Source organism: Mycobacterium sp. Soil_C_30 (assembly GCF_057656995.1).
The window spans coordinates 72,631-85,556 of sequence record NZ_JBDGJH010000006.1 but is presented as its reverse complement, the minus strand read 5'-3'; the positions used below and the strand labels follow the sequence as shown (position 1 = coordinate 85,556).

At 68.6% G+C, this 12,926-nt stretch carries 11 protein-coding genes; all 11 read left to right on the top strand.

Translation table 11 applies throughout. The features are described 5' to 3' along the window. Positions 1-106: 106 nt before the first annotated feature. Genes AC3A6P_RS13340 through AC3A6P_RS13290 form a run of 11 tightly spaced genes read left to right on the top strand, consistent with a single transcriptional unit; the run spans position 107 to position 12,913 of the window. A complete protein-coding gene (locus tag AC3A6P_RS13340; protein WP_487692041.1) occupies positions 107-1,117 on the top strand; it encodes an ABC transporter substrate-binding protein in 1,011 nt (336 codons plus the stop codon). 35 nt (positions 1,118-1,152) lie between these two features. Further along, positions 1,153-1,953, top strand: coding sequence for an ABC transporter ATP-binding protein (locus AC3A6P_RS13335; RefSeq protein ID WP_487692040.1), 801 nt, complete (start codon positions 1,153-1,155; stop codon positions 1,951-1,953). Beyond that, positions 1,950-2,801, top strand: coding sequence for an ABC transporter permease (locus tag AC3A6P_RS13330; RefSeq protein WP_487692039.1), 852 nt, complete (start codon positions 1,950-1,952; stop codon positions 2,799-2,801). Before AC3A6P_RS13335 ends, AC3A6P_RS13330 begins: the two co-directional genes overlap by 4 nt. Next, positions 2,798-3,583 carry an ABC transporter permease gene (locus tag AC3A6P_RS13325; protein ID WP_487692038.1) on the top strand — a complete coding sequence of 262 codons (786 nt, stop codon included), beginning with the start codon at positions 2,798-2,800 and terminating at the stop codon, positions 3,581-3,583. Before AC3A6P_RS13330 ends, AC3A6P_RS13325 begins: the two co-directional genes overlap by 4 nt. Next, on the top strand, positions 3,580-5,883 hold the full coding sequence (locus tag AC3A6P_RS13320) for a xanthine dehydrogenase family protein molybdopterin-binding subunit (protein WP_487692037.1): 2,304 nt from the start codon (positions 3,580-3,582) through the stop codon (positions 5,881-5,883). Before AC3A6P_RS13325 ends, AC3A6P_RS13320 begins: the two co-directional genes overlap by 4 nt. Beyond that, positions 5,880-6,752 carry an FAD binding domain-containing protein gene (locus AC3A6P_RS13315; protein ID WP_487692036.1) on the top strand — a complete coding sequence of 291 codons (873 nt, stop codon included), beginning with the start codon at positions 5,880-5,882 and terminating at the stop codon, positions 6,750-6,752. The genes AC3A6P_RS13320 and AC3A6P_RS13315 overlap by 4 nt, the downstream gene beginning before the upstream one ends. After that, positions 6,739-7,230 carry a (2Fe-2S)-binding protein gene (locus AC3A6P_RS13310; protein ID WP_487692035.1) on the top strand — a complete coding sequence of 164 codons (492 nt, stop codon included), beginning with the start codon at positions 6,739-6,741 and terminating at the stop codon, positions 7,228-7,230. The genes AC3A6P_RS13315 and AC3A6P_RS13310 overlap by 14 nt, the downstream gene beginning before the upstream one ends. Beyond that, positions 7,227-8,249 (top strand): FUSC family protein, encoded by a 1,023-nt coding sequence (locus AC3A6P_RS13305; protein ID WP_487692034.1) that lies wholly within the window; start codon positions 7,227-7,229, stop codon positions 8,247-8,249. Before AC3A6P_RS13310 ends, AC3A6P_RS13305 begins: the two co-directional genes overlap by 4 nt. A 40-nt stretch (positions 8,250-8,289) precedes the next feature. After that, on the top strand, positions 8,290-9,510 hold the full coding sequence (locus AC3A6P_RS13300) for an amidohydrolase family protein (RefSeq protein WP_487692033.1): 1,221 nt from the start codon (positions 8,290-8,292) through the stop codon (positions 9,508-9,510). Between the two features lie 18 nt (positions 9,511-9,528). Beyond that, on the top strand, positions 9,529-10,710 hold the full coding sequence (locus AC3A6P_RS13295) for an acyl-CoA dehydrogenase family protein (RefSeq protein WP_487692032.1): 1,182 nt from the start codon (positions 9,529-9,531) through the stop codon (positions 10,708-10,710). Positions 10,711-10,744: 34 nt separating this feature from the next. Next, positions 10,745-12,913 carry a thiamine pyrophosphate-dependent enzyme gene (locus tag AC3A6P_RS13290; protein WP_487692031.1) on the top strand — a complete coding sequence of 723 codons (2,169 nt, stop codon included), beginning with the start codon at positions 10,745-10,747 and terminating at the stop codon, positions 12,911-12,913. The last annotated feature ends 13 nt before the right edge of the window (positions 12,914-12,926 follow it).

Here is a 12,926-nt window from a genome sequence, read left to right as displayed (position 1 = left end):
GCGGTCGGCGCACGTGACCTACGCGCTACTGTCGCCTGACATTGACGCAGATCACACCCAACCGTATGTTGTATCCAATATTCAGTACCGATCCGGGAGGCCCCCGATGTCCTCGTTTCTGAAAATCCTCACCACCATGTTCGCGGTGATCGCGCTCTGTCTGGGCCTGTCCGCCTGTGCCGACGAATCCCAGGCACCGCAGTCCGGCGGCGGCGAATCCGCCGAAGGTGGTTCTGCCACCAAAGAACTGAGTATCTCCGCCACCGGCGTCGACAGCCTGCCGTTCATGGCGATCCTGCAGGCCGGCATCAACAAGGGCTGGTTCGAGGAGGAAGGCCTCACGGTCGACCTCTACTCCGGCGGCGGCGGCGGCAACACCCTGCGCGTGGTCACCAGCGGCGACGCCGACATGGCGATCGCGGGTAACAGCTCGGTGCTTCTGGCGGCCCAGCAGCCGAACTCGAACCTCAAAGTGATCGCACCGTGGTTCCAGGTCAACGACTTCTCCTGGATCAGCCCTCCCGGCCGCAGCATCGAGGGTGCCACCCTGGGCTTCAGCTCCGCCGGTTCGTCCACCGAGCTGATCGTCAAGGGCCTCGAAGAGAAGCTGGGCGTCAAGGCGCAGGCCGTCGGCGGTATGGGCGACAACTGGACCGCCGCCAAGGCCGACCAGATCACCGCCGGCTGGGCGATGCAGCCGTTCATCGCCGACAAGGTGCAAAGTGAAGGCGCCCAGGTCCTGGTGAACTCCCGCGACGAGCTCGGTGACCTGCCCGCCGACCTGGTGGCCGTCAACGCCGAGTACGCCAACGCCAACCCCGACAACATCAAGGCGTTCTTCACGGTGGCGCAGCGGCTCAACGAATGGGTGATCAGCAACCCCGACGAGGCCGCTGCCGAGATCGGCCCGCTGGTGGGCGTCAGCCCCGAGGTCATGAAGGCCGCGTACGAGGCCACCCCGGACATGGAGAAGGCCTACTCGCTCAAGGTCGACGCCGACGGTCTGAACAACCTGTCCGATCTGATGGTCAAGGCCGGCCAGATCGAGCAGCCGGTCGACTGGTCCACCATGCTGGATCAGCAGTACCTGCCCGAAGACGCCCGCGCGACGTTCTGACGTCGCGGACCCGCCATCGAAGAGAGACTCACGACATGGAACCCCAAGGCATCGAACTGGACGACGTATCGGTCGTCTTCGACACCCCCGGTGGCAAGGTCACCGCGGTCGCCAGCGTGAATCAGCAAGTGCCGCATGCCAGTTTCGTGTCGATCGTGGGGCCGAGCGGCTGTGGGAAGTCGACGCTGCTGGCGGTCATCTCCGGGCTGCAGAAGGCCACCTCCGGAAAGGCCAGCGTGGCCGGGGTCCCGGTCACCGGCCCCGACCCGAAGATCGGCGTGGTCTTCCAGGAGGATTCGACCCTGCCGTGGCGCACGGTCGAAGAGAACGTCGGTTTCGCGATGGAGATGATCGGCGTCCCGAAGGCCCAGCGTCACAAGCGCGTCAAGGACGCGGTGGAACTGGTGGGCCTCGGCGGGTTCGAGAAGGCCTACCCGTCGATGCTCTCCGGCGGTATGCGCCAGCGGGTGGCCCTGGCCCGCACGCTGGCGGTGCAGCCGGAGGTGGTGCTCATGGACGAGCCGTTCGCCGCGCTGGATCAGCAGACCCGGTTGTTCCTCGGCGCCGAGGTGCGTCAGATCTGGGCGCGCACCAAGCAGACCATCGTGTTCGTCACCCATGACATCTCCGAGGCGATCCTGCTGTCACAGCAGGTGTGGGTGATGTCCTACCGCCCCGGCACCATCATCGATGTGGTCGACATCGACCTGCCCGACAGCCGCGATGCCGGGGTGGTCTCGACGCCGAGGTTCAACGAACTGCACAACCGGATCTGGACCTCGTTGCAGGCGGAATCGATGCGCGGATTCAAGCAGCAGGAAAGCGTCACATCGTGACCACGTCCTTTGTGGCGCAGGATGACCTGCCCGCCGAAACCGCGCCCACGCCGACCGGTCCGCCGGAACCCGGCCGGCGTCCACGATGGCGCAGTCGCGGCCTGGTCAGCGCGTTCTCCACCATCGTGATCCTGGTGGTGTTCGTGGCCATCGCCGAACTCGGTGTCGCCACGGGCATGTGGAACGCCAGTGTGCTGCCGGCGCCGTCGACCATCTTCGCCGAGCTGGGACCGTTGCTCACCGAAGGTCAGTTCTGGACCGACGCGGGACGCACGGGCCTGGAGGTCGCGGTGTCCATCGTCGCCGGAAGCCTGTTGGGTTTCCTGGCCGGACTCCTGTTCTGGAAGCTGCCGACGGTGGGCCGGGTGTTCGAGCCGTACCTGGTGTCGTTCTACGCCGTACCGTTGGTGCTGTTCTACCCGGTGATGATCGTGCTGGTGGGTATCAACGCCACCTCGGTGATCATCCTGGCCTCCATCATGGCCGCCATCCCGATGGCACTGAACACCGCGGTGGGCCTGAAATCGATGCCGCCGGTGTACATGAAGCTGGCACGGTCGCTGAAAGCCTCGCCGCGCCAGACACTGTTCGCCATCGCCATTCCCGCCGCGGGACCGTTCATCGTCGCCGGGTTACGCCTGGCGGTGGTGTACGCCCTGATCGGCAGTATCGCCATGGAGTTCACCACGGCTCAGGCCGGTCTCGGCTACCGCATCCGCTATCTGTACGAGATCTTCGACAACGAGCTGATGTTCGCCTACATCGTTGTCGTGGTGGTGCTCTCGGGTCTGCTCACCGTCCTGCTGACGTTGATCGAACGAGTCCTACTCCGCGGGAGGAACCTGTGACCGCAACACTGCCGCGCGCAAGCGCCGGCGCGCCGGCCCGGCCGAAGCGGCTGCGCTCGATCCTGCAGAGCCAGTTCGTCGGCTCGGCACTGCTGGCACTGCTGGTGGTCCTCATCTGGGAGGTCGTCTCCGGGATGACGTTCGTCATCCCGTCCCCGGCCGCCACCGTCACCGTGCTGTTCGAGAACCTCTCGGATCCCAGCTATCTGTTCGACATGCGCGTCACCGCGCAGTCGGTGTTCCTGGCGTTTGTCATCGGCACCGCCATCGGCGGATCGCTGGGCCTGGCGCTGGGCCTGTTCAGTTGGTTGCGCACCGCGCTGGAGCCGCTGATCATCATCCTCAACGGCATCCCGAAGATCGTGCTCTACCCGGTGCTGCTGCCGATCTTCAGCCTGTCGGGCTCCAAGGTCGTCATGGGTGTGCTGTTCGCCTTGTTCCCGGTGTTGATCAACGTCTCCACCGGTGTGCAGGAGATTCCCCGGGTCTACTGGAAGCTCGCCCGGTCGGTCCGGGCCAACTCCTGGCAGACCCTGGTGCACATCATTCTGCCCGCCATCAGGCGGCCGCTGCTGACCGGTATCCGACTGGCCGTCAGCCTGGCCGTGGTGGGTGTGGTGCTCTCGGAGTTCTTCGCCACCCGAAGGGGTTTGGGCCGCGTGGTGCTGCAGTCGTACAGCCACGGTGACTATCCGTCCATGGTGGCCACCATCATGCTGCTCATCACGGTGTCGTTCGCCATCTCGATCGCGCTCTGGCAGTGGGAGAAGCGGCTCCATTGAGTGCACAGCAGTCAGCCGGGAGTTATGTCGGCAACTCGGTTCCGCGCCGTGAGGACACCCGTCTGCTGCACGGCCAGGGCCGGTTCCTGGCCGACCACGCCGCCGGTGCCGCGCACGTCGCGTTCGTCCGCAGCACGCGGGCCCACGCGCGTATCACGGGCATCGATCGCGCCGCGGCCGAGCAGATGCCGGGGGTGCTCGGCATCTACCTCGCCGGCGATCTGGATCTGGCCGGTGTGCCCATCCCGTCCCTGACCACACCGGATCCGGACTTCACCGCCGCCACGTCCTGCGTGCTGGCACCGCAGTGCCTTCCGATCCTGGCGCACGACCGGGTGCACTATGTCGGTCAGCCGCTGGCGGTGGTCATCGCCGACGACCGCTACCGCGCCGAGGACGCGGTGGAGAACGTTGTGGTCGGCTACGACGAACTGCCTGCGGTCACGGAGGCGACGGACGCGCTGGCGCCGGACGCACCGGTGCTGTTCGACCACCTGGACTCCAACGAAGTTGCCCGGCTGGAGTTCTCGTTCGGCGAAGCCGCCGCCGACGCCCACACCGTGGTCACCGGCACGTACCGGATGAACCGGCACGGGGCGGTACCGCTGGAGTGCCGCGGCGCGCGCGCCGAGTACGACCCCCGGCGCGGTCAGGTGGAGCTGATGACCTCCACGCAGGTGCCGCACATGGTGCGCAACGCCGTCTGCGGGGTCACCGGTTGGTCACGCCAGGAGATCAAGGTCGTGGTGCCCGATGTCGGTGGCGGTTTCGGCACCAAGGCCAACGTCTACGGCGAAGAGATCGTCGTGGCCATCCTCGCCCGCCGCACCGAAGGCCGGCTGATCTGGGTGGAGGACCGCCAGGAACATCTGGTGGCCAGCGCCCAGGCGCGCGATCAGCTGCACCACACCCGGCTCGCGGTGGACGCCGACGGCCGGATCCTGTGCTGGGAGGACGATTTTGTGGTCGACGTCGGCGCGGGCAGCCTGTGGGTGGCGGGTATCGTGGCGAACACGGCGATCCACCTGCTGGGCCCGTACCGGATCCCGGCCGCCCGGATCCGGGGCCGCGCCGCGGTGACCAACAAGACGCTGGTGGCGCAGTACCGCGGGGCCGGCCGGCCGGAGGCCACCTTCGCCCTGGAACGCGCACTGGATGCGGCTGCCGTGGCGCTGGGGCTGACCGGCGAACAGATTCGCCGCCGAAACCTGTTGATCGCCAACGACATGCCGTATCCGCGGCCCATCCCATACCGGGACGGGGTGCCCATCGCCTATGACGGCGCCGACTACCGCGCCTGCCTGGACTCGGTGGTCGAAGCCTTGCCGCGCAGTGAGGTGCACGCCTGCGAGTCGCAGTATCCGGACCACCGCATCGGCTACGGCGTGGCCTCCTACCTGGAGGCGACCGGCCGCGGCCCCCACGAGACCGCGCGGATCCGCGTCCTGCCCGACGGTGGCTTCGAGGTCACCGCCGGTGCCGCGGCGGCGGGTCAGGGGCACGAGACAGTGTTCGCCCAGGTGGCCGCCGACGCGCTCGGTGTCCCGATGGACCGGGTGCTGTACCTGCCGTCGGACACCGAGCGCCTGCCCGACGGGATCGGCACGTTCGCCAGCCGGTCCGCGGTTCTTGCCGGTTCGGCAGTCCACCAGGCCGCCCAAGCGCTGACCGAGCTGGCCAGGGAGCGTGCCGCGACGCTGCTGGGCACGTCGTCGACCGAGTACCGGGACGGCGCGTTCCACGGTGGCGGCCGTGCACTGTCCTGGATGGAGCTGGCGGCTTCCGGCGCGGACGAGGGCAGCGGCGCGTTGGACGTCACCACCGTCTACCGCACCAAGACCGTCACGTGGACCATGGGCGTGCACGCGGTGATCGTCGGCGTACACCGCCGCACCGGCATCGTGAAAGTGTTGCGCTACGCCGTCTCTCATGAGGGTGGCCGTGAGATCAACCCGAAGATCGTCGAGGGACAGGTCATCGGTGGGGTGGCCCAGGGCATCGGCGGCGCGCTCTTCGAGCACTGGGGCTACAGCGGCAAAGGAGAGCCGCTGTCGACGACGTTCGCCGCCTACCATCTGCCGCTGACCACTGACGTGCCGGCCGTGAGGGTCAACCACCTGCACGCCGACACCCCGGCCAACCCGATCGGGGTGCGCGGTGCCGGCGAGAGCGGCACCATCGCGGTGTACGCGGCGCTGGCGGGCGCGGTCGACGACGCGCTGGGCAACACGGTGCACACCGCCACCACACCCATCTCCACCGGTGACCTGTGCCGTGCGCTGGCGGGAGTGGCGTCGTGAAACCCGCCGAATTCGACTACATACGGCCAGCTTCCGTGTCCGAGACGCTCGAGCTGCTGCGGGATCACCCGGAGGCGAAACTGCTCGCCGGTGGCCAGTCGTTGCTGACCTTGATGAACCTGCGCCTGGCGCGGCCCACGCTGGTGATCGACATCGGCCGGTTGACCGAGCTGGCCCGAGTCTTCGATGACGAGGACACGCTGGTGGTCGGCACGCTGGTGACTCACCGCACCGTCGAGACTGATCCGCTGATCGCCGCCCGGGCGCCGCTGCTGGCCGACGCCGCGGGATACATCGGCCACATCGGGATCCGCAACCGTGGCACCATCGGCGGTTCGATCGCCCATGCCGATCCCGCCGCCGAGATGCCCCTGGCCACACTGGTGCTGGATGCCACGTTCCACGTCGAGTCGGCGGTCACCGGCCGGCGGCAGGTGCCGGCCGAGGACATGTTCGTGTCGTTCTACGAGAACGCCCTCGAGCCGCACGAGATGCTGACCTGGATCTCCGTTCCCGCCATCCGGCCCGAGCAGGGCTGGGGATTTGTCGAATATGCCCATCAGCACGGTGATTACGGCCTCGCCGGTGCCGGCGTGGTGGTGACCTTGGACGCCGACGGCCGGGTGCAGCACGTCCGTGCGGCCGTGCTGTCTGCCGCCGACCGGCCGTTGCTGTTCACCGAGACACCTGCCGCGCGTCCCAGTACCGCACTGTGGGAGGAGCTCGCGCACACCTGGGCGGCCCAGACCGACCCCGCCGCCGACGACCGCGACTACGCCCAGAGGTTGTGCGCCGCCGCCCTGGCGGAAGCGCTGACCGCTGCCGAGGGCCGGGCGCGACAGGAGGAGCTCACCGATGTCCGACACTGAGGGACCCACCATCTCGGTGACTGTCAACGGCCGTTTGTTCCGTCGCTCGGTACCGCCGCGGATGACGCTCGCCGATTTCCTGCGCGACGAGTTGGGTTTGACCGGAACACATCTGGGCTGTGAGCACGGGGTGTGCGGCGCGTGCTCGGTGTTCATCGAGGAGCGCAGCGCCCGCGCCTGTCTGACGCTGGCCGTACAGGTCGACGGGATGTCGGTGCGCACCGTGGAGGGGCTCGACCACTTCGAGGAGACACCGCGGCTGCGCGCGTGCATGCGCGACAACGGGGGCCTGCAGTGCGGGTTCTGCACGCCGGGGTTCCTGGTCACGTCGCTGGAACTACTGCGCGACACCGACGCCGAGAAGCCGCTCACCGAGGAATCGGTGCGAGAGGCGTTGTCCGGCAACATCTGCCGGTGCACCGGCTACCAGGGCATCGTAGCTGCGGTGTTGGACGCGGCGACACCACCGGACGAGTGAGCCGCTGGGCGCCCTACCGGCCCGCCGAGCTGTTGCGCCCGGTGGGCCGGAGCCGCTGGGGGATGGCCGCCGCCCTCGGGGCGGCGCTGGGGGCCGGGCTGGCGCTGCCCGCGTGGGCCGGACACGCTGAGTTCGGGTCGGCCATCGGACTGGGATTCGTGCTGACCGCGGTGCCCACACTGCCGGAGTCGTTGCGCGCCATGGCCGCGACGGTGTGTGCGCGGGCACTCTGTGTATCGGGCGGGGCCGTGGCGGTGGTACTCACGGGCGGCCACCAGACGGCGCTGGCCGTCGCCACGGTGGCCGCCGCGGTCATCGGGGCGTTCCTGCGGTTGGTCGGTCCCACCGCGGCGCTGGCCGTGGTGCTGATCGCCGTCGACACCGGGGGGTTCCACGGCGCGCCCGCCGGCTGGGCCGAGGTGCCGGCCTATCTGGTGGGCGCCGTCGCGGTGCCGCTGGCCTGGAGTGTGTGGGTGGTGTTGCGTCGCCGGCTGCCGGCCGGCATCGACAGTCCGGCCGCCGCCGATGGGCGGCGCCATGCGCACGCCGCGCGGGTCGGCGCCGCGGTGGCCGTCGCCATCACCGGCGCCTTCGCGCTGGCGGCCGTGCTGCCCACCGGGGCTGTCGGCGCGCACTGGTTGGTCACATGTGTCGTGCTCACCATTCAGCCGGGCGCGGAGCAGACGGGAGTTCGCCTGGCGCAGCGTCTTTCGGGTAACACCGTGGGTGCTGTCATCGCCGCGGTGCTGTTGGGGACGCATCTGCCGGTGGCCGTGGTGCTGGCCGCCACGGTCGTGCTGTTCACCACGGCCATGGCGCTGCGGCCGGTCAACTACACCTGGTGGGCGGTCACCGGGCCCCCGGTGCTGTTGGTCATCAGCGAGTTCCCGCACGTGTTCCCGTGGTACGAGGGCGGCGTGCGGTTGGGGATGAATCTGCTGGGCGCCGCGGTGGTGGTGCTGGTGGTGTTCGCGGTCCCTGCGGTGTGGAACCGGGTTCACCCCACCGCCACCGGGTGAGTGCGTTACTGTATATCGGATCCAATTTTGGGAGGCCGGCTTGACGACTCTGCTGATCGAAGACATCGGACTGTTGGTGCATGGCGATGCCGCTGTCGCACCCGTCCGCGACACCACACTCGTGATCCAGGACGGGGTGATCGCCGGTATCGGCGCAGACCATCCGGCTCCGGACCAGGTGCTCTCCGCGGGCGGGCTGACGGTCATGCCCGGACTCGTCGACGGGCACGTCCATCCCACGTTCGGGGAGTGGACGCCGGCGCAGGACTCCATCGGCTGGATCGGCAACTATCTGCAGGGTGGCACCACCTCGATGGTGTCGGCGGGCGAATTGCACATCCCCGGACTGGCTTTCGACGAGCTGACCCCCGAGCTGGTGCTCAGCATCGCCATCACCTCCAAGCACACCACCGGGCGGATGCGTCCCTCCGGTGTCAAGGTCAACGCCGGCACCGTGCTGCTGGTGCCGGGCATGACCGAAGAGCATTTCGACCGGGCGGCACGTGAAGGCATCGACCAGCTGAAGTTCATCTTCTACAACTGGAACCTGTTGGGCGACGGCGAAGCTCAGCGCTACGTCACCTGGGCCCACGAACGCGGGATGACGGTCAAGATGCACTCCGGCGGGGTGTCCCGCTCGGGCTCGAGCCGGCCCGCCGGCCGGGAGGTGGTGCTTGCCGTGCGTCCCGACATCGTGGGCCACATCTCCGGCGGCCCCATCCCCGCCCCGGACGACGACATCATCGCGATCATCGACGGACTGGACACCGCGCACTTCGAGATCTGCGCCTCGATGAACTACCGCGTGACGAAGCTGGTGGCCGAGGAACTGCAGCGACGCGGGCGCCTCGACCGGCTGACCCTGGGCACCGACACCCCCGGTGGCACCGGGGTGATCCCGCGCGGGATGCTGCGCACCATCTGCCTGCTGGCCTCGGTCTGCGGAGTGGACCCGGTGGCGGCCGTGGCCGCGGCCACCGGTCAGACCGCCGCCGCCCACGGACTGAACACCGGGCGCGTCGCCGTGGGCATGCCCGCCGATCTGCTTGTGCTGGGCCCGATCACGGGCTCCGGCGCCCGCGACGGGCTGGAGTGTTTTGCCACCGGTGACCTGCCGGGCATCGCCACCGTGCTGGTCGACGGCGAACCGCTGGTCAAGACCCGCAGCCAGCAGACCCCGCCACCCAGCCAGGGCGTCACCTGGCGCCACCTGCCCTCATCCGCCACCCAGCCGCAAGCACCGGCCACCGGCTGCTGCTGACACCTAGGAGATCCCGTTATGTCCCGCCTTCCCGAACCCGCCGCCCCCGACACCCTCTTCGGGATCGACGGCCTCCTCGACGAGGAGGAGCGTCAGATCCGCGAGGCGGTGCGCACCATGGTCAAACAGCGCATCGCCCCTGATATCGCCACCTGGTACGAAGACGGCGAACTGCCGGTGCGCGACCTCGCCGTCGAACTCGGCGAGCTGGGGCTGCTCGGCATGCACCTGCAGGGGTACGGCTGCGCCGGCACGTCGGCCACCGCGTACGGCCTGGCCTGCCTGGAACTGGAAGCCGGTGATTCCGGGCTGCGTTCACTGGTCAGTGTGCAGGGCTCGCTGGCCATGTTCGCCATCCACCGGTACGGCAGTGAGGAACAGAAGCAGCGCTGGCTGCCGGACATGGCCGCCGGGCGTGCGATCGGCTGTTTCGGGCTCACCGAACCCGACCACGGTTCCGACCCCGCCGGAATGCGCACCCGCGCAACACGGTCCGGCGACGACTGGATCCTCAGCGGCACCAAGATGTGGATCACCAACGGGTCGGTGGCCGACGTGGCCGTGGTGTGGGCCCGCACCGACGACGGGGTCCGCGGTTTCGCGGTACCCACCGACACCCCCGGTTTCAGCGCGCACACCATCAAGAAGAAGATGTCGTTGCGTGCCTCGGTCACCAGCGAACTGGTGCTCGACAACGTCCGTCTCCCGGAGTCCGCCCGCCTGCCCGGGGCCACCAGCCTCGGCGCCCCGCTGAGCTGCCTCAACGAGGCCCGCTTCGGCATCGTGTTCGGCGCACTCGGCGCCGCCAGGGACTGCCTGGAGACGGCACTGGACTACTCGCGCTCACGCAAACAGTTCGGCAAGTCGATCGCCGAATTCCAGCTCACCCAGGCCAAACTCGCGAACATGACCCTGGAGTACGGCAAGGGCCTGTTGCTGGCCCTGCACCTGGGCCGGATGAAGGACGGCGGGGGGCTGGCCAGCCAGCAGGTCAGCCTCGGCAAGCTCAACAACGTCCGGGAGGCGCTGGCCATCGCGCGGGAGGCGCGCACCATCCTGGGTGCCAGCGGTATCACCTCGGAATATCCGGTGATGCGGCACGCCAACAACCTGGAATCGGTATTGACCTACGAAGGCACCTCCGAGATGCATACCTTGGTCATCGGGCAGGCGCTCACCGGCAGTCCCGCGTTCCGCTGAGCCCACGCCCGGACAGACAAGCCGAGGAGGACCGATGGCACTGCCCGTCGACGAGTACTTCACCACCACGGTCCCCGGGTGGCACAGCACCGCACCGCGGCCGGCCGGCTCGGATCCGGTCCGGCCCGGGTCGGCGCTCACGGTGCACCAGGCGACGGCGCTGTACGACGCCCAGCTGGCCAGCCGGCACCTCGACCTGGCGGCGCGCTGGTTACGTGGCCGGGACAGGGGCTTCTACACCATCGGGTCGTCGGGTCACGAGGGCAATGCCGCGGTGGCGGCGGCGCTGCGGCCCACGGATCCGGCTCTGCTGCACTACCGTTCGGGTGGTTTCTACGTGGCGCGCGCACAACAGGTCGACGGCAGCGACCCGGTCCGCGACGTGCTGCTCGGTCTGGTCGCGGCCACCGAGGAGCCGATCTCCGGTGGCCGTCACAAGGTCTTCGGCCGTCACGACCTGAACATCATCCCGCAGACCTCCACCATCAGCTCCCACCTGCCGCGGGCGGTGGGCGTGGCGTTCTCCATCGCCCGCGCCCGCAAGCTGGGCGTGGACAGCCCGTGGCCGGCCGATGCCGTGGCGGTGTGCAGCTTCGGTGATGCCTCGGCCAATCACTCGACGGCCGTGGGAGCCATCAACACCGCACTGCAGGCGGCCTATCAAGGTCTGCCGATGCCGTTGCTGTTCGTCTGCGAGGACAACGGGATCGGTATCAGCGTCAAGACACCGCGTGGCTGGATCGCCAACACCTACGCCCACCGCCCCGGGCTGCAGTACTTCCACGGTGACGGTTGTGATCTCCCGTCGGCGTTCGACGCGGCGACCCAGGCGGCGGCGTGGGTGCGGGCCAATCGCAAGCCCGCGTTCCTGCACCTGCGCACCGTCCGGTTGATGGGCCACGCCGGCACCGATTACGAACAGGCCTACCGCAGGCCCGAGGAGATCACCGCCGACTACGCCGCGGACCCGGTGCTGACCACCGCTCGACTGCTCGTGGATGCCGGTGTGTTCACTCCCGAGCAGGCACTGCAGCGGTACGAGGCCACGCGCACCGAGGTCATCGAGATCGCCACGCAGGTCAGCGAACTCGCCACCCTGGATTCGGCCAAGGCGGTGATGGAACCGCTGGAGGCCATGGTCGACGAGGCGGTCCGCAGCACCGCCTCCCAGCCTGTCGCGGCACCCGCCGACGACACCCCCCTGACTGTCGCGCTGGCGATCAACCGCGCCCTGCAGGACGTGCTGGCCACACATCCGCAGGCGTTGATCTTCGGCGAGGACGTGGCGAACAAGGGCGGGGTGTACGGCGTCACGCGGGGACTGCGGGCCAAGGCCGGGCCCGCGCGGGTGTTCGACACCCTGCTCGACGAGCAGGCCATCCTCGGATTGGCGCTCGGCGCGGGGGTTTCCGGACTGTTACCCATCCCGGAGATCCAGTACCTGGCCTATTTGCACAACGCCGCCGACCAGATCCGCGGCGAAGGAGCGAGCCTACAGTTCTTCTCGAACCGGCAGTACCGCAACCCGATGGTGGTGCGCATCGCCGGTTACGCCTACCAGAAGGGCTTCGGCGGCCACTTCCACAACGACAACTCCATCGCTGCGATCCGTGACATCCCCGGGGTCCTGGTGGCGTCGCCGGCGCGTCCGGATGACGCCGCGGCCATGATGCACGCATGTGTGACCGCAGCCGAACAGTCCGGTGCCGTGTGCCTGTACCTCGAGCCGATCGCGTTGTATCACACCAAGGATCTGTACGACGACGGTGATGGCGAGTGGCTGGCTCCCTGCGACGGGGTCACCGCTGCGGTGGGCCGGGCCCGCACCTATGGCGATGGCGCAGACCTGACCATCCTCACCTTCGGCAACGGGCTGCGGATGAGTCTGCGGGTAGCGCGCCGGCTCGAGCAGTCCGGCATCCGTGCGCGCGTCGTGGACCTGCGCTGGCTGGTGCCACTGCCGGTGGCGGACATGCGTCGGGAAGCCGATGCGACCGGCCGGGTGTTGGTGGTCGACGAGACACGGGCCTCCGGCGGCGTGGGCGAAGGCGTACTGGCGGCGTTGGTGGGCGACGGCTTCACCGGATCGATGGCCCGTGTGGCGAGTGCGGACAGCTTCATTCCGCTCGGTGACGCCGCACTCGAAGTGTTGCTGTCCGAGGGGGAGATCGAGACTGCGGCGCGCGCGTTGATGGCCTACTAATCCGATGTCGAGA

What these genes read in the sequence shown, in the direction of transcription:
- AC3A6P_RS13340 (WP_487692041.1), top strand. Translation starts at nt 107, where the DNA reads ATGTCCTCGTTTCTGAAAATCCTCACCACCATGTTCGCGGTGATCGCG.
- AC3A6P_RS13335 (WP_487692040.1), top strand. Translation starts at nt 1,153, where the DNA reads ATGGAACCCCAAGGCATCGAACTGGACGACGTATCGGTCGTCTTCGAC.
- AC3A6P_RS13310 (WP_487692035.1), top strand. Translation starts at nt 6,739, where the DNA reads ATGTCCGACACTGAGGGACCCACCATCTCGGTGACTGTCAACGGCCGT.
- AC3A6P_RS13295 (WP_487692032.1), top strand. Translation starts at nt 9,529, where the DNA reads ATGTCCCGCCTTCCCGAACCCGCCGCCCCCGACACCCTCTTCGGGATC.
- AC3A6P_RS13290 (WP_487692031.1), top strand. Translation starts at nt 10,745, where the DNA reads ATGGCACTGCCCGTCGACGAGTACTTCACCACCACGGTCCCCGGGTGG.